The following is a 16,191-nucleotide window of genomic DNA, read 5'->3' as shown; positions in this document are numbered from 1 at the left end:
CCTTATTAGGCGATGACGCCCAGTTGTTTGCCGATGCGGGTAAAGGCTTCCACCGCATGTTCAATTTGTTCAGGGGTATGCGCCGCCGACATCTGGGTGCGAATACGCGCCTGGCCTTTTGGTACCACCGGATAGAAGAAGCCGGTGACGTAAATACCTTCTTTCTGCAGTTCGCGCGCGAACGCCTGCGCGATAGTCGCTTCGCCGAGCATCACCGGGATAATCGCGTGATCGGCGCCCGCGAGGGTAAAGCCCGCGGCGGTCATTTTTTCACGGAACAGACGCGCATTAGCCCACAGGCGATCGCGCAGTTCGCTACCCGATTCAACCATCTCCAGCACTTTGATGGAGGCTGCGACGATCGCCGGTGCCAGGGAGTTGGAGAACAGATACGGGCGGGAGCGCTGACGTAGCCATTCGACCACCTCTTTACGCGCGGCGGTGTAGCCGCCGGACGCGCCGCCCAGCGCCTTACCCAGCGTACCGGTGATAATGTCGACGCGGCCCATTACATCGCAATATTCATGGGAACCGCGGCCATTCTCGCCCACAAAGCCGACAGCGTGGGAGTCATCGACCATCACCAGCGCATCGTATTTATCCGCCAGATCGCAGACGCCTTTCAGGTTGGCGATAACGCCATCCATTGAGAAGACGCCGTCGGTGGCGATCAGCACGTGACGCGCACCACCTTCGCGCGCTTCTTTCAGACGCGCTTCCAGCTCCTGCATGTCGTTGTTGGCGTAGCGGAAACGCTTAGCTTTACACAGACGTACGCCATCGATAATCGACGCATGGTTCAGCGCATCGGAGATAATTGCATCTTCCGGCCCCAGCAGCGTTTCAAACAGGCCGCCGTTGGCATCGAAGCAAGAGGAATACAGAATCGCGTCTTCCATACCGAGGAAATCAGCCAGCTTCTTCTCAAGCTGCTTATGGGTGTCCTGGGTGCCGCAGATGAAGCGCACGGAGGCCATCCCGAAGCCGTGGCTGTCCATGCCGGATTTCGCCGCCGCAATCAGTTCCGGGTGGTTAGCCAGACCCAGATAGTTATTGGCACAGAAGTTAATGACGTGGCTGTCGCCGACGGTGATGTCCGCCTGCTGGGCCGAAGTAATGATACGTTCTTCTTTAAACAACCCTTCCGCGCGCGCGGTATCCAGGTCATTGGTTAACTGTTTGTAGAAATCACCACGCATTGCAACTCTCCAGATTCGGCAAAATTTGGCACATATTACCCAAAGCTATACGTTGATACGAGATGATGCATGCCTGAATGAATTTTTTGCAGCATAAATCACGCGCGGCCAGCACCTTTTAGGCGAATGGCTGAAGCCTTTCTGATGTAGTGATATGATATGAGTATTCGTGTCCGGATTATCTCTGGACGCTCTACTTCAAAGGTACAGTTATGATCATCGTAACCGGCGGCGCAGGCTTTATCGGCAGCAACATCGTTAAAGCGCTGAACGACAAAGGCATCACCGATATTCTGGTTGTAGACAATCTGAAAGACGGCACCAAATTCGTAAACCTGGTGGACCTGAACATCGCTGACTACATGGATAAAGAAGACTTTCTGATCCAGATTATGGCGGGCGAAGAGTTCGGCGAAATCGAAGCGGTATTCCACGAGGGCGCCTGCTCTTCCACCACAGAGTGGGACGGCAAGTACATGATGGACAACAACTATCAGTACTCCAAAGAGCTGCTGCATTACTGTCTGGAGCGTGAAATTCCGTTCCTGTACGCCTCCTCCGCCGCCACCTACGGCGGGCGCACCAGCGACTTTATCGAGTCGCGCGAATATGAACAGCCGCTGAACGTTTACGGCTACTCTAAATTCCTGTTCGACGAATACGTCCGCCAGATCCTGCCGGAAGCGGATTCGCAAATCGTCGGTTTCCGCTATTTCAACGTCTATGGGCCGCGCGAAGGTCACAAAGGCAGCATGGCGAGCGTGGCTTTCCACCTCAACACCCAGTTGAATAATGGCGAAAGTCCGAAACTGTTCGAAGGCAGCGACGGCTTCAAACGCGACTTCGTCTATGTTGGCGACGTCGCCGCCGTGAACCTGTGGTTCTGGGAAAACGGCGTTTCCGGTATCTTCAACCTCGGCACCGGCCGCGCGGAGTCCTTCCAGGCCGTCGCCGACGCGACGCTGGCGTACCACAAAAAAGGCAGCATCGAGTACATCCCGTTCCCGGACAAACTGAAAGGCCGCTACCAGGCATTCACTCAGGCTGATCTGACTAACCTGCGTAAAGCAGGCTATGACAAACCGTTCAAAACCGTCGCCGAAGGCGTAACGGAATACATGGCCTGGCTCAATCGCGACGCGTAAGAAACAAGCATGAAAATTTTGGTGATAGGCCCGTCTTGGGTGGGCGACATGATGATGTCGCAAAGTCTTTATCGTACGCTCAGGGCGCGCTATCCCCAGGCGATTATCGACGTGATGGCACCGGCCTGGTGCCGTCCGTTGTTATCGCGCATGCCGGAAGTCAACGAAGCGATCGCCATGCCGCTGGGCCACGGCGCTCTGGCGATTGGCGAACGTCGCAAACTCGGCCACAGCCTGCGCGAGCGTCGTTACGATCGCGCTTATGTGCTGCCGAACTCGTTTAAATCCGCGCTCGTTCCTTTCTTCGCCAACATCCCGCTGCGCACCGGTTGGCGCGGCGAGATGCGCTACGGCCTGCTCAACGATGCCCGCGTGCTGGACAAAGACGCCTGGCCGTTAATGGTGGAACGTTACGTGGCGCTGGCCTACGACAACGGCGTGATGCGTTGCGCGAAAGATCTGCCGCAACCGCTGCTGTGGCCGCATCTGCAGGTCAACGAAGGCGAAAAATCGCAGGCCTGCAACGCCTTTAATCTCTCCGCCGATCGCCCGATGATCGGTTTCTGCCCCGGCGCTGAGTTCGGTCCGGCAAAACGCTGGCCGCACTACCACTATGCCGCGCTGGCGAAACAGCTTATCGATGATGGCTATCAGGTCGTACTCTTTGGCTCGGCAAAAGATAACGATGCGGGCAAAGAGATCATCGCCACGCTCAGCACCGAACAACAGGCCTGGTGTCGCAATCTGGCCGGTGAAACCCAACTGGAGCAAGCCGTGATCCTGATTGCCGCCTGTAAGGCCGTGGTCAGTAACGATTCAGGGCTGATGCACGTCGCCGCTGCGCTGGACCGCCCGCTGGTCGCGCTGTACGGCCCCAGCAGCCCGGACTTTACCCCGCCGCTGTCGCATAAAGCGCGCGTTATCCGCCTGATTAGCGGCTATCACAAAGTGCGTAAAGGCGATGCCGCCGAAGGTTACCACCAGAGTCTGATCGATATTACCCCGGAGCGCGTGCTGCAAGAGCTGAACGAACTGTTGACGGAAAAAACAGAGCACGAGGAAGCGTAACGGATGCGGGTATTGATCGTAAAAACCTCCTCCATGGGCGACGTGTTGCACACGCTGCCCGCGCTGACCGACGCCGCACAGGCAATCCCCGGCATCCGTTTCGATTGGGTGGTTGAAGAGGGCTTCGCGCAGATCCCTTCGTGGCATGAAACCGTCGACCGGGTTATTCCGGTGGCGATTCGTCGCTGGCGCAAAGCCTGGTTTTCCGCGCCCATCAAAGCCGAAAGAAAAGCCTTTCGCGAGGCCGTACAGGCGGTAAAGTACGATGCGGTCATCGACGCCCAGGGGCTGGTGAAAAGCGCCGCCCTGATCACCCGTCTGGCGCGCGGCATCAAGCATGGTATGGACTGGCAATCCGCCCGCGAGCCGCTGGCAAGCCTGTTCTATAACCGTCGCCACGCTATTGCCGTCCAGCAGCACGCGGTGGAGCGCACACGCGAGCTGTTCGCCAAAAGCCTGGGCTATGCCAGGCCGCAAACGCAGGGTGATTACGCCATCGCTCGCCACTTTATTCGCCCGGATGATTCCGCAGCACAGCCGTATCTGGTGTTCCTGCACGCCACCACCCGCGATGATAAGCACTGGCCGGAAGACCGTTGGCAAGCGCTGCTCGACCTGCTGGCCGGGAGCGGCGTGCGGATTAAGCTGCCGTGGGGCGCGCCGCACGAAGAAGCCCGGGCGAAACGGCTGGCGGAAGGGCGCGATAATGTCGACGTGCTGCCACGCATGAGCCTTGAGCAAGTCGCGCAGATCCTGGCTGGCGCGCGCGGCGTGGTGTCCGTCGACACTGGCCTGAGCCATCTGACTGCAGCGCTCGATAAACCTAATTTCACGCTCTACGGCCCAACCGATCCGGGACTGATTGGCGGGTACGGTCAAAATCAGCATATTGTTCGCCCGCCACATGGTAACCGCACCGGCGACATTACCGCCGAGCACATTCAGCAACTGCTGCAAGCGCAGGGACTCGTGTAATGGGATCACTGTTCAAGCAAATCTATCGCTATACCCGCCCCCGGACCTACCGCCACAATGAAAACTTGTGGCCATGGGTAAAAATTCGTCGGGCGGAAAGCGGCGAAATTTGCGCCTTACGCTACAAAGGCAAATCCGTTCCCTTAGTGGATTTAACCTCGCTACGCAATAGCATGCAGGGTGAAGTGCTGCTAACGGCGACAGGCCCCTCAACGCGCGATATTGACTTCTCACGACTGCCGGAACACATACCGGTGATGGGGGTTAATGGCGCGTGGCATCTGTCCAATAGCTTAACGTTTTCACTCTATACCATTGTTGATATGGAGTTTTTCGATAAGAAGCCGGAGATCATTCGCGATATCGTCCGTCAACGCGGCATTTTGTTGTTCACCACCATGCACGGCATCGCCAAAATTCTCGATCGCTATGCTGATGACCTGCAATGCCGTTTAGCGCTTATCGAGGACGGTTGCTATAAGATTTATCAGCCCAGGGTCGCCAATAGCGCGATACAGCAAGCCTATCAACATATTGATACCTTGCGCTTCGCTCCCCAGCGGCCCGATGTGTGCTTTAGCACCGATATTCGTCAGGGGATTTTTGATGCCGGTACGGTGGTCTATTGGGCCTTGCAAATACTGGCCTGGCTTGGTTTCAAAACGATTCTGATAAGCGGTCTGGACATGACCAATTTCAGCCAGCCGCGTTTCTACGAAACACAGCAGGAAAAACTGCCTTCATACCTGGCGGCGAAAGTCGATAACCTCGTTATGCCCTCCTTTGCCCATGCGGCCAACGTGCTGCAACAACACCAGATTCGAGTGATTAACTTCTCTCCGGAGAGCGCAGTACCAGAAACAATTTTCCAGAAGGTTTCATTTAATGAGTACTTTGAAAATAAATAACTATGCCAGACAGGGTTACACTGTCGTTTTCCCTTTATTTTTATTTTTCAGCGCCATTTTCTGCATGTCGACCCGGGCGAATAACCTTCTGCATTTATCCATCTTACTGCTTTTGTTATCGCTGTTTCGCCAGGAGAATCGACAGGCCCTGGCTGAGATTTTTCGTGAACAGTGGCAAACATGGGCGCTATTGGTCGTGTTCTTTGTCTACTTTGCCCTCAGCAATATCTGGGGAAAAACTCCGCAGAATATTGATTCGCCGCTCACCCATGGCATCTATTTGATATTCTATCTGCTGCTCATGTTAACCCTGTTAGAGCAGCCGCACACCCGACGTTTAGCCCTGCTTTCCGTCGTCGGCGGCATCACCGTCCTTTCTCTCTGGACGCTGATTGTCGACCATACCCTGGTGTTAACCGTCCGTCAGGTCTCCGCCGAAAACCCTGGGCCGACCAACGTTATCGACCTGGCAGGCTACTGTGGTGTTGGCATTTTAATTAGCGCGATGCTGTTAAAAGAAAAGGGGAGCCACCTGCTGTATATCCCTATCGCCATCATGCTGGTGATGTTGCTGCTGACCCAAAGCCGGGGGCCGCTGATTGCGCTGGTATTAGCCCTCTGTTGTACTCTTCATCTGCAGGTATTCACCCGCCGCAATCTGCTTGCCGCAATCGCGCTGGTGATTGTGGTGGCGTTGGTCTTCATGCTGACGCCGGTGGGCGATATGCTGCTGGAGCGGTTTGAAGAACTGGGTACCCAAAGCGGCCTGCGCCTCAGTATCTGGCACCATACGCTAATGGAAGTCGCTGGTCAGCCCTGGCTAGGCCGCGGAATAGGCTATGAGCTGAACTTTATCAATTACAGCACTGAACATATCACCACCACCCATAGCGTATACTTTGGCGCGCTGCTGAAGGGGGGCATCATTGGTCTGCTACTGCTGCTCGCCGTCATTGCCTGTGGATTATGGCGGGCATGGCGCAAACGCCGCGATGATAGCCGTTACGGGCTGGCCATGTTGATTTTTGCGCTGGTGTTTATGGCATCGCAGGGCATGTTTATTATCAGCAACCCACGGGAAACCTGGATTCTCTTCTGGCTGCCGATGGCCATTGCGCTCAGCAAAAGCCTGCAGGCAAAACGCGAAAACCAGGTCGGATAACGCGAGCGGAATGTTGCGGAAGACAATGTTGTTTTCCGCAACAGACGTTCAAGGTACGCCTGGTTTTATTACAGCGCCCGCTTCTGTTGGTAATACTCAGCCAACGTCATTCCTCTCACCTGCGGCGCCAGCCAGCTAAAGAACGCCTCCAGATCGGCATATAAACGCTCGATATCCTGCTCATTCTTAAAGGTCGGGCTCCCACCCGGCATATACTCGGAAGAGTGCAGCATATATTCGACGTAATCATTACCCTGCGCCAGCGTCTGCTGAACCACCTTTTTCATGGTTTCCACATTGCCGCCCATCGGACGCAGCCAGTGTACGGATGGCGAACGCACTTTCCCGCGCAGGCGATCGTAGCCCTGCTTCACGCTATTCATCCATGCCGAGTGCTTGTACTGAATGCTCATCGGCACTTCCAGCAGCGGGGAATGCCCTTCGCGACTGATATCCTGTTCATCAAGGAAATAGGCATGCTGCGGGAAGCGGCGATAATCGGTACCGCCATCGCCCTGCGGCGCACCCATGGCGGTTTTCCAGTTTACCCGAGGCGTGACCGAGCAATCCACCAGATAACCATACTCCACCAGCAGGCGCGCATAGCGCTCATCAAACGCCCAACGCCCGGCGCGATGGCTGACCATCTTCGTCTGGAAGGTGTCTTCCAGTAAACGGGTCATGTAGTCGACTTTCTCGCGCATCGCGGCATCGCTGTATTCAATGAGATAAGGCTTATGACGCCAGTCATCGGCGGTCAGCGGCTCGGTCGGCGGACTGTTCCAGGCGTGCAGGTGCATGCCGATTTCCGCAGTGCCGCGGGCAATCACATCTTTAGCAAATTCGATATAAAAAGGGTCGATGGCCATTTCATAATTGGTCAAATAGACCGGTTTGAAGCCATACTTTTCGCAAAGCTGCTGAAAACGCGGGAGATAGCGCGCATTCTCCGTAGTGATGCTGTCATGTTTCTGCCAGAGGTTATCACCCTCTGTATCAATCGTGATGAGAAATGCGGGATTGTGCACGAAAACGTCCTCAGGCCATACGTATCGGCTCATGGTAGAGCAATACAACGCTTCTCTCAATCTACGTGATCCCCTAGAATCGGAACCCTTATCCTGGATGAAGAACAGAGTATGACGCCTGAAACCCTCTCCCCCAGCCAACAGAACCCGGCGCGGATCCTGGTCATTAAGCTGCGCCACCATGGCGACATGTTGTTGATCACGCCGCTTATTCACGCTCTCAAACAGCAGTATCCCGCCGCTTGCGTCGATGTACTGCTCTATGCTGAGACCCGGGACATGCTGGCGGCAAACCCGGAGATTAACCAGATTTACGCGATCGATCGTAGCTGGAAAAAGCAGGGTAAAGGGCATCAGCTCAAGATGGAATGGCAGCTCATCCGCACTCTGCGCCAGCAGCGCTACGATATGGTGCTCAACCTTGCCGACCAGTGGCCCAGCGCGATCATCAGCAAATTAACCGGTGCGGCGACACGTATCGGCTTTGATTTCCCTAAGCGCCGCCACCCGTTCTGGCGCTATTGCCACACCGCGCTGGCCTCAACGTCGCAGCACAACCAGCTGCATACCGTGCAGCAGAACCTCTCTATCCTGGCGCCGCTGGGAGTCGAGATTGACGACGCGCCGGCGCGGATGGGCTACAGCGAATCGGACTGGGTCGGCAGCCGCGCGCTGCTGCCGGACGGCTTTCAGGAAAACTACATCGTTATTCAACCGACCTCGCGCTGGTTCTTTAAATGTTGGCGCGAAGAGCGCATGAGCGCGCTGATTAACGCGCTCTCGGAGGATGGTTACGCCGTCGTGCTTACCTCTGGCCCCGATGCGAAAGAAAAAAAGATGGTGGAGAACATCATCGCTGGCTGCCCGCAGGCGCGGCTGTACTCGTTAGCCGGTCAGCTGACGCTCCGACAGCTGGCGGCGGTGATCGCTCACGCCCGCCTGTTTATCGGCGTCGACTCCGTACCCATGCATATGGCGGCGGCGCTGGGCACGCCGCTCGTGGCCCTGTTCGGCCCATCAAAGCTAACCTTCTGGCGGCCATGGCAGGCGAAGGGCGAGGTAATTTGGGCTGGCGACTTCGGCCCACTGCCCGACCCTGACGCGATCAACACCAACACCGAAGAACGTTATCTCGATTTAATCCCTACCGACGCGGTGATCGCGGCGGCGAAAAAGGTACTGGCATGAGTAAATTCAGGCTGGCTCTGGTGCGGCAAAAATATCGCCCGGACGGCGGCGCGGAGCGGTTTGTCTCCCGCGCGCTGGAAGCCCTCGACAGCAGTAATCTGGAACTGAACGTTATCACCCGCGAATGGCAGGGGCCGGTTAAGCCTGACTGGAATATTCACATCTGCAACCCACGTAAGTGGGGACGTATCAGCCGCGAGCGTGGCTTTGCCAACGCCGCGCGCGAACTCTGGCAACGTGAATCATTCGATCTGGTGCAGAGCCATGAACGTATTCCCGGCTGCGATCTGTACCGCGCCGGCGACGGTGTCCATCGTCGCTGGCTGCAACAGCGTTCACGCATTTTGCCCGCCTGGAAAAGCCGCCTGCTGTTCGCCGACCGCTACCACCGCTACGTGATGCAGGCGGAGCGCGAGATGTATCAGGATGCGCACCTGCGCGGGGTGATTTGCAATGCGGAGATGATCAAACAGGAAATCATCGAAGACTTCGGCCTCCCGGCGGACAAAATCCACGTCATCTATAACGCCATTGATAACCAGCGTTTCCTGCCGCCGGGCGAAGAAACCTTTACCGCATTACGCGCCAAATGGCAGCTGCCGTTGCAGGCAACCTGCCTGATTTATGTCGGTTCCGGCTTTGAACGTAAAGGGCTGGATGCGGCAATCCGCGCCATCGCGCCTACCGATCGTTATCTGTTGGTGGTCGGCAAAGACAAAGAACAGAGTCGCTATCAGCAGTTGGCAAAATCGCTGAACTGCGAAGATCGCGTGCGCTTCTTCGGTATGCAGTCCGAAACGCTGCCGTTTTATCAGATGGCCGACGGTCTCCTGCTGCCAACGCTGTACGACCCGTTCCCCAACGTGATCCTTGAAGCGATGGCCTGCGGCCTGCCGGTGATCACTACGACCGGCTGCGGCGGCGCGGAGTTCATCATCGAGGGCAGTAACGGCTACGTCTGCGATGCGCTGGATATCGCCGCGTTACAGCAGGCGGTCATGGCGCTGCCCGCGCGCGCGCTGGGTTCCTCTGAAGGCGCCCGCGCCCGCGAACGCATTATGACCTGCACCAGCGAGCGACTCTCAACGCAGCTGCTTTCCCTTTATCAGGATCTGGTGAAATAACGATGCGCATACTGTTTGTTATCGATGGTCTGCCGGGCGGCGGCGCGGAAAAGGTGGTGCTCACGCTGGCGGAACATTTTCTCAGCCAGGGTGAGCAGGTGTCGCTGTTTTCGCTGCGTGACGTGTGCGATTACCCGCTGCCTGAAGGACTGGATTATCAGGTCATTGCCGATCGCTGCCGCAAACCGTGGCGTAAGCTGACCGAACTCTCCCGCCGTGCGCGCCAGCTTGATCGCGCGGTTGAAACCGCGGAACAACAAGGGCGCTTCGATCTGGTGCTGTCGAATCTGCACAAAACCGATCGTATCGTCGCGCGCAGTCGGACGCTGGACGGGCGTAACGTCTGGTTCTGTCTGCACGGCGTCTTCTCCACTTCCTACCTGGGTCATCGCACCGGTTTTGACCGCTGGATGAAACAGCAGAAAATCAAGCGGGTATACCAGGGACGCAACGTCGTGACCGTCTCTGACGCCGTCGGCAAGGATCTGGTCGAGCAATTCGCACTTCGCCCTGCACAGCTCCAAACCATTTATAACCCGTTCGATATCGCCGCCATTCGCGCGGCAGCGGATGCCCCGGCCGACATTCCGCAAGGGGATTACCTCATCCATGTCGGCCGCTTCCATCCGGGCAAACGCCACGACCGATTGATTGAAGCTTACGCCCAAAGCGGTATCGCCGCGCCGCTGGTGCTGTTGGGTCAGGGCAAAGCGGAACAAGAGCAGCGGCTTCGCCAGCTGGCGCAACAGTTGCATGTCGGCGATCGCGTACTGTTTAAAGGTTTCCAGAAAAACCCGCTGCCGTGGATTAAACACGCGCGCATGCTGACGCTCAGCTCCGATAGCGAAGGGTTTGGCAACGTTATTGTTGAAGCGCTGTTGCTCAATACGCCAGTCGCCAGCACCCGCTGTCCTGGGGGGGTTGTCGAAATCCTCACCGGCGAATTGTCCCGTGGCCTGGCGGACCTCAACAGTTCTGCGCTAGCCCAGACGATGCAAAGCATTTACCATAGCCCGCCGGTTATCGATTCCGCCGCGCTGGAAAAATTCAGCGTTGAGTCGATTTGCCAACAGTACCGTCAGCTGCGCAGCGCCTGACATCGTTTTTTAACCAGGATCGAATGAGTTATGAGTCAAACGCCTTTATTGAGCATCGTGGCTGCCGTGTATAACGGTGAGAAATTCCTTGCGCAATTCTTTGAATGCCTCGAGCAACAGCAGCTGGCAAGCTATGAGCTGATTCTGGTGAACGACGGTTCGACCGACGGCAGCCTGGCGGTTATCGATCAATGGAAAGGCCGCCTGCAGAACGTCATCGTGCTGGAGCAGGAAAACCAGGGCGTCTCGGTGGCGCGTAATACCGGCATGGCGGCGGCAACCGGCAAATATCTCGCCTTCCCGGACATTGATGATAAGTTCTATCCCGGCATGTACCGCACGCTGCTGGAAATGGCGGAGAACGGCAATCTTGACGTCGCGACCTGCAACGGCCGCTACGTGTATGAAAGCCGCGATGACATTCACCCGATTTTCCCGCCGGAACGTCTGCAGTCTACCGGCGTCCTGCCAGGCCACGTCTGGCTGAAGCAGGCGCTCGACTCACGTAAGTTCCTGCACGTCACCTGGCTGAACATCTATCGCCGCGATTTCATTAACCAGCACCATTTCCACTTTGAACCGGGGCTGCGCCACCAGGACATTCCCTGGACGACAGAAGCGCTACTGGCCGCCGAGCGCGTGCAGTACACCAGCGAGCAGTTTTACGACTACTACATCCACTCGGAATCGGTGTCGCATAAGCCGGACAACGACGAGACGCTGATGCGCTCGGCGCGCCACTATATGAAGATTCTTGAAATGCTGAGCGTCATCAACCAGCGCTATCCGGATAAAGTTCGCCATATTCCGGCCTGCCGCTGGCAGATAGCCAAAGAAGGTCTGGGGATTATTCACACCTTCGACTGCATGAAAGATGAGTCGAAAAAGCATATTATCATTAAAGAATTCTTCGAACGCGGCATCTGGCGCCTGATCTGGACCAACGCCTGCACGTTCCGTTTGCGCTGGCGTTTGGGACGCCGCTATTTGCGCATCAAGCGCTATCTCAACGCGGCATAGGTAGAAATCCCTTTGTTTCCGCCAAAGAGATAGCTTTACGCGGGTTAAATGCTTAGAATTTGCCCGCAAAAAACATAAAACGGATAAATAGTTTGGAATTGCTTTATACCACCCTACTCTACCTCATTCAGCCGCTGGTGTGGCTGCGACTGCTGCTGCGCAGCCGTAAGGCCCCTGCCTACCGTAAACGCTGGGCTGAACGTTATGGCTTCTGTCAAAACAAGGTAGAGCCGGATGGCATTCTGCTGCACTCCGTCTCCGTCGGCGAAACGCTGGCGGCTATCCCGCTGGTGCGCGCCCTGCGCCACCGATATCCGTCGCTGCCAATTACCGTCACCACCATGACGCCAACCGGCTCGGAACGTGCCATGTCCGCGTTCGGCAAAGACGTTCATCATGTCTATCTGCCGTATGACCTGCCCTGCGCCATGAATCGCTTCCTCAACAGCGTGCAGCCGAAACTGGTCATCGTCATGGAAACCGAGTTGTGGCCGAATATGGTCGCGGCGTTGCACAAACGCAAAATTCCGCTGGTGATCGCCAACGCGCGCCTGTCGGAACGTTCCGCCAAAGGCTATGCCAAACTCGGTGGCTTCATGCGTCGCTTGTTAAGCCGTATTACGCTTATTGCCGCGCAGAATGAAGAGGACGGCAACCGCTTCCTCGCCCTTGGCCTGAAACGTAACCAGCTGGCGGTCACCGGCAGTCTGAAATTCGATATTTCCGTCACCCCGGAACTGGCCGCTCGCGCCGTTACCCTGCGCCGCCAGTGGGCGCCGCACCGTAAAGTGTGGATTGCCACCAGTACCCATGACGGCGAAGAACAAATTATCCTGCAAGCGCATAAGACGCTGCTGGAAACCTTCCCTGACCTGCTGCTGATCCTCGTGCCGCGCCATCCGGAACGCTTCGGCGATGCCCGCGACATGGTGCAAAAGGCCGGCATGAGCTTCACCATGCGCAGCTCCGGCGAAATTCCGTCAAACAGTACCCAGGTGGTAGTTGGCGATACGATGGGCGAGCTGATGCTGTTGTACGGCATTGCCGACCTCGCGTTCGTCGGCGGCAGCCTGGTGGAGCGCGGCGGACACAACCCACTCGAACCCGCCGCCCATGCCATTCCGGTGCTGATGGGGCCGCATACGTTCAACTTCAAAGATATCTGCGCCAAGCTGCAGCAGGACGATGGCCTGATCACCGTCACTGATGCCGACTCGCTGGTCAGAGAAGTCTCCACCCTGCTGACCGACGAAGACTACCGGCTGTGGTACGGCCGCCACGCGGTGGAAGTACTGCACCAAAACCAGGGCGCGCTGTCGCGTCTGCTACAGTTACTGCAACCCTATCTGCCACAGCGGAGCCACTAATGTCGACCCGACTGTCCGTCGTGATGATCGCCAAAAACGCGGCCGATCTGTTAGCCGATTGCCTGGCGTCGGTAAGCTGGGCGGATGAAGTGGTGGTGTTGGATTCCGGCAGCACCGACAACACCGTCGAACTGGCCCGCAGCCTTGGCGCGCAGGTCTACACCAACACCGACTGGCAGGGCTACGGCATCCAGCGCCAGCGCGCACAAGATTACGCGAGCCACGACTGGGTGCTGATGATTGATACCGACGAGCGCGTCACACCCGAGCTAAAACAATCTATTCTCAAGGTACTGGACGCGCCGCAGCGCGGCGTTATTTACAGTATCGCCCGGCGTAACTATTTCCTCGGGCGCTTTATGCGCCACAGCGGTTGGTATCCCGACCGAGTGATGCGCCTGTACGAACGCGCGCGTTACCGCTATAACGATAATCTGGTTCATGAATCTCTGGATAGCCTCGGCGCCGAAGTGGTGCCGCTAAGCGGCGACCTGCTGCATCTGACCTGCCGTGATTTCTCCGGCTTCCAGCAAAAACAGCTGGCGTATGCAGCCGCCTGGGCGCTTGAGCGCCACCAGAAGGGCAAGAAGACCTCCCTGGCGGGTATTTTCAGCCATACGCTGGGCGCCTTCGTGAAAACGCTGCTGCTGCGCGGCGGCGTGCTGGATGGAAAACAAGGTTGGCTACTGGCGGTAGTCAACGCGCAATACACGTTTAATAAATACACCGAGCTGTGGGCGCTGAGCCGCGGCTACTCGGAGAAAGTGTAATGATGGGCACAAAAGCGATCTATCCGGGCACCTTCGACCCTATTACCAACGGCCATATCGATATCGTCACCCGCGCGGCAGGCATGTTTGATAAGGTTTTACTGGCGATCGCCGCCAGTCCGAGCAAAAAACCGATGTTCAGCCTCGACGAGCGCATTGCGCTGGCGGAACAGGCAACAGCGCATCTGGTTAACGTTGAGGTGATTGGCTTTAGCGATTTGATGGCCAATTTCGCCCGCGCGCAACAGGCGAACATTTTGATTCGCGGTCTGCGGGCGGTAGCGGATTTCGAATATGAGATGCAGCTGGCGCACATGAACCGCCACCTGATGCCAACACTGGAAAGCGTGTTCCTGATGCCGTGCAAAGAGTGGTCGTTTATCTCTTCATCACTGGTTAAGGAAGTGGCGCGCCACCAGGGCGATGTCTCCCACTTCCTGCCAGCCAACGTGCATCAGGCGCTGCTGGATAAGCTGAAGTAAGGTTTCTCCCCCGCTCGCGTTACGCTCAGCGGGGCTATCTCCGTTGCCATCCGGGAAAAACTATCCCCACTACTTCTGACACTGGCGGCAATAAAAAGTCGCGCGCTGGGCATGCTTACTGGCGATAATCGGCGTGCCGCAAATCCGGCAGGGCTCACCCTTGCGGCCATAGACCTGCAACTCCTGGGCGAAATATCCCGGCTTACCGTCGCTTTGCAGAAAGTCCTTCAGCGTCGTCCCGCCCTGTTCGATCGAGCGCAGCAGCACCAGCTTGATGCTCTTCACCAATCGCTCGCACTCTTCATATGATAGCGACGAAGCCAGCCTGTCTGGATGGATCCCAGCGGAAAACAGCGACTCGCTGGCGTAGATATTCCCGACCCCGACGACCAGCTTGTTATCCATTAGCCAGGGTTTGATCGCGGTTTTCTTTTTCGCGCAGCGTTGCTGCAGATAATCAGTGTTGAATTCATCGCTCAGCGGCTCCGGACCAAGGTGCGCCAGTACCGGATGACCTTCCAGCACGTTGGTCCATAGCCAGGCGCCGAAGCGACGAGGATCGGTATAACGCAGCACTTTACCGTTGCTCAATACCAGGTCGACGTGATCATGCTTTTCAGCAGGCAGTTCATCGCTAAGGATGCGCAGACTACCGGACATGCCAAGGTGGATGATAATCCAGCCATGACGCAGTTCCAGCAACAGGTATTTAGCGCGCCGGCGCACGCTGAGCACCGGTTCATCGCTCAGGCGGTAAATTTCTTCGGATACCGGCCAACGCAGGCGCCCGTTGCGTACGACGGCGTGCAGGATCGTTGCGCCCACCAGGTGCGGTTCAATGCCGCGGCGGCTGGTTTCAACTTCTGGTAATTCAGGCATTTTTTTCCTCTTAAGCACACAATTTCGGGTGACAGGGAGGCGGCGGGAAGGGAGGTCCGGGGGCTTAGTGAAGCAAGCGGCCAGGCTGTACGTTTGCAGCCAACGCACCTGTAGCTCGAAAGATGAAGCATAAAACAAAAAACCCCGCCGAAGCGGGGTTTTAGTACAAGGAGACTAAAATTATTTAATTTTAGCTTCTTTGTAGATAACGTGCTGACGTACAACCGGATCGTACTTTTTCAGTTCCATTTTTTCCGGTTTGGTACGCTTGTTCTTCGTGGTGGTATAGAAGTGACCAGTACCAGCGGAAGAAACCAGCTTGATTTTCTCACGAATACCTTTAGCCATGATTAATTTCCTCTAAGTACTTAGTACTTTTCGCCACGGGCACGCAGTTCGGACAGAACTGTATCGATGCCTTTCTTATCAATAACACGCATACCTTTAGCAGATACACGCAGGGTGACAAAACGCTTCTCGCTCTCAACCCAGAAACGGTGAGAGTGCAGGTTCGGCAGGAAACGGCGTTTAGTCGCGTTCAGTGCGTGGGAACGGTTGTTACCGGTCACCGGACGCTTGCCAGTAACTTGGCAGACTCGGGACATGTCTATTCTCCAAAAATCAAATTAGCTCGAGCTTCGTATGGGGTATTGGCGCCTCGTCAGGCTTTACAGCCCGGTCATCGCATAGTTCTATTGAACTCTCGATTGCCAGGCCCAAATGCCAAACCCGAGATTCTCAAAGGTGGCGTAGTATACGCTGACTCGGCGGTGTGCTCA

The 16,191-nt window shown here is 56.5% G+C and carries 17 protein-coding genes; 12 read left to right on the top strand and 5 right to left on the bottom strand.

All coding sequences use genetic code 11. The annotated features are described in order from the left end of the window. Positions 1-5: 5 nt before the first annotated feature. Positions 6-1,199: a glycine C-acetyltransferase gene (gene kbl / locus PYR66_00605; GenBank protein WEF28273.1), complete on the bottom strand. Its 1,194-nt coding sequence runs from the start codon at positions 1,197-1,199 to the stop codon at positions 6-8. Positions 1,200-1,411: 212 nt separating this feature from the next. On the opposite strand from kbl, the gene rfaD reads away from it, so the two are divergent. From rfaD to PYR66_00580, 5 genes are read left to right on the top strand one after another with little or no spacing between them, the layout of a single operon-like run. Further along, positions 1,412-2,344: an ADP-glyceromanno-heptose 6-epimerase gene (gene rfaD, locus PYR66_00600; protein ID WEF28272.1), complete on the top strand. Its 933-nt coding sequence runs from the start codon at positions 1,412-1,414 to the stop codon at positions 2,342-2,344. 9 nt (positions 2,345-2,353) lie between these two features. Then, positions 2,354-3,412, top strand: coding sequence for an ADP-heptose--LPS heptosyltransferase RfaF (gene rfaF / locus PYR66_00595; protein ID WEF28271.1), 1,059 nt, complete (start codon positions 2,354-2,356; stop codon positions 3,410-3,412). A gap of 3 nt (positions 3,413-3,415) precedes the next feature. Then, positions 3,416-4,387 carry a lipopolysaccharide heptosyltransferase RfaC gene (gene rfaC / locus PYR66_00590; GenBank protein WEF28270.1) on the top strand — a complete coding sequence of 324 codons (972 nt, stop codon included), beginning with the start codon at positions 3,416-3,418 and terminating at the stop codon, positions 4,385-4,387. Continuing rightward, on the top strand, positions 4,387-5,295 hold the full coding sequence (locus PYR66_00585) for a sugar glycosyltransferase (protein WEF28269.1): 909 nt from the start codon (positions 4,387-4,389) through the stop codon (positions 5,293-5,295). The genes rfaC and PYR66_00585 overlap by 1 nt, the downstream gene beginning before the upstream one ends. Then, entirely contained in the window at positions 5,273-6,457 is a 1,185-nt protein-coding gene (locus PYR66_00580) for an O-antigen ligase family protein (GenBank protein ID WEF28268.1), read from the top strand. The genes PYR66_00585 and PYR66_00580 overlap by 23 nt, the downstream gene beginning before the upstream one ends. Before the next feature lie 68 nt (positions 6,458-6,525). Here the strand turns inward: PYR66_00580 and PYR66_00575 are convergent, their stop codons facing one another. Further along, positions 6,526-7,485 carry a polysaccharide deacetylase family protein gene (locus PYR66_00575; GenBank protein WEF28267.1) on the bottom strand — a complete coding sequence of 320 codons (960 nt, stop codon included), beginning with the start codon at positions 7,483-7,485 and terminating at the stop codon, positions 6,526-6,528. Between the two features lie 111 nt (positions 7,486-7,596). Between PYR66_00575 and rfaQ the strand changes: the two genes are divergently transcribed. The 7 genes from rfaQ to coaD all read left to right on the top strand — a co-directional run bounded on the left by rfaQ (position 7,597) and on the right by coaD (position 14,533). Next, positions 7,597-8,673: a putative lipopolysaccharide heptosyltransferase III gene (gene rfaQ / locus PYR66_00570; GenBank protein WEF28266.1), complete on the top strand. Its 1,077-nt coding sequence runs from the start codon at positions 7,597-7,599 to the stop codon at positions 8,671-8,673. Then, complete coding sequence (locus PYR66_00565; GenBank protein WEF28265.1) at positions 8,670-9,797, top strand: glycosyltransferase family 4 protein; 1,128 nt, start codon at positions 8,670-8,672, stop codon at positions 9,795-9,797. Before rfaQ ends, PYR66_00565 begins: the two co-directional genes overlap by 4 nt. Before the next feature lie 2 nt (positions 9,798-9,799). Next, complete coding sequence (locus PYR66_00560) at positions 9,800-10,894, top strand: glycosyltransferase (GenBank protein ID WEF28264.1); 1,095 nt, start codon at positions 9,800-9,802, stop codon at positions 10,892-10,894. A 30-nt stretch (positions 10,895-10,924) separates the two neighbouring features. Then, the gene (locus tag PYR66_00555; protein ID WEF28263.1) at positions 10,925-11,914 is read left to right on the top strand and encodes a glycosyltransferase; all 990 of its coding nucleotides are present in this window, start codon (positions 10,925-10,927) and stop codon (positions 11,912-11,914) included. 92 nt (positions 11,915-12,006) lie between these two features. Continuing rightward, positions 12,007-13,281, top strand: a complete 1,275-nt coding sequence (gene waaA / locus PYR66_00550) for a lipid IV(A) 3-deoxy-D-manno-octulosonic acid transferase (GenBank protein WEF28262.1) — start codon at positions 12,007-12,009, stop codon at positions 13,279-13,281. Continuing rightward, a complete protein-coding gene (locus PYR66_00545) occupies positions 13,281-14,051 on the top strand; it encodes a glycosyltransferase family 2 protein (GenBank protein ID WEF28261.1) in 771 nt (256 codons plus the stop codon). The genes waaA and PYR66_00545 overlap by 1 nt, the downstream gene beginning before the upstream one ends. Before the next feature lie 2 nt (positions 14,052-14,053). Then, positions 14,054-14,533 (top strand): pantetheine-phosphate adenylyltransferase, encoded by a 480-nt coding sequence (coaD, locus tag PYR66_00540; GenBank protein ID WEF30542.1) that lies wholly within the window; start codon positions 14,054-14,056, stop codon positions 14,531-14,533. A 69-nt stretch (positions 14,534-14,602) separates the two neighbouring features. Here the strand turns inward: coaD and mutM are convergent, their stop codons facing one another. The 3 genes from mutM to rpmB all read right to left on the bottom strand — a co-directional run bounded on the left by mutM (position 14,603) and on the right by rpmB (position 16,017). Continuing rightward, positions 14,603-15,412, bottom strand: coding sequence for a bifunctional DNA-formamidopyrimidine glycosylase/DNA-(apurinic or apyrimidinic site) lyase (mutM, locus tag PYR66_00535; protein WEF28260.1), 810 nt, complete (start codon positions 15,410-15,412; stop codon positions 14,603-14,605). Between the two features lie 180 nt (positions 15,413-15,592). Further along, a complete protein-coding gene (rpmG, locus tag PYR66_00530; protein ID WEF28259.1) occupies positions 15,593-15,760 on the bottom strand; it encodes a 50S ribosomal protein L33 in 168 nt (55 codons plus the stop codon). Between the two features lie 20 nt (positions 15,761-15,780). Beyond that, the gene (gene rpmB / locus PYR66_00525) at positions 15,781-16,017 is read right to left on the bottom strand and encodes a 50S ribosomal protein L28 (GenBank protein WEF28258.1); all 237 of its coding nucleotides are present in this window, start codon (positions 16,015-16,017) and stop codon (positions 15,781-15,783) included. Positions 16,018-16,191: the final 174 nt, after the last annotated feature.

Source organism: Klebsiella aerogenes (genome assembly GCA_029027985.1).
GTDB lineage: Bacteria > Pseudomonadota > Gammaproteobacteria > Enterobacterales > Enterobacteriaceae > Klebsiella > Klebsiella aerogenes_A.
This window is presented reverse-complemented; position numbering and strand designations above follow the sequence as displayed.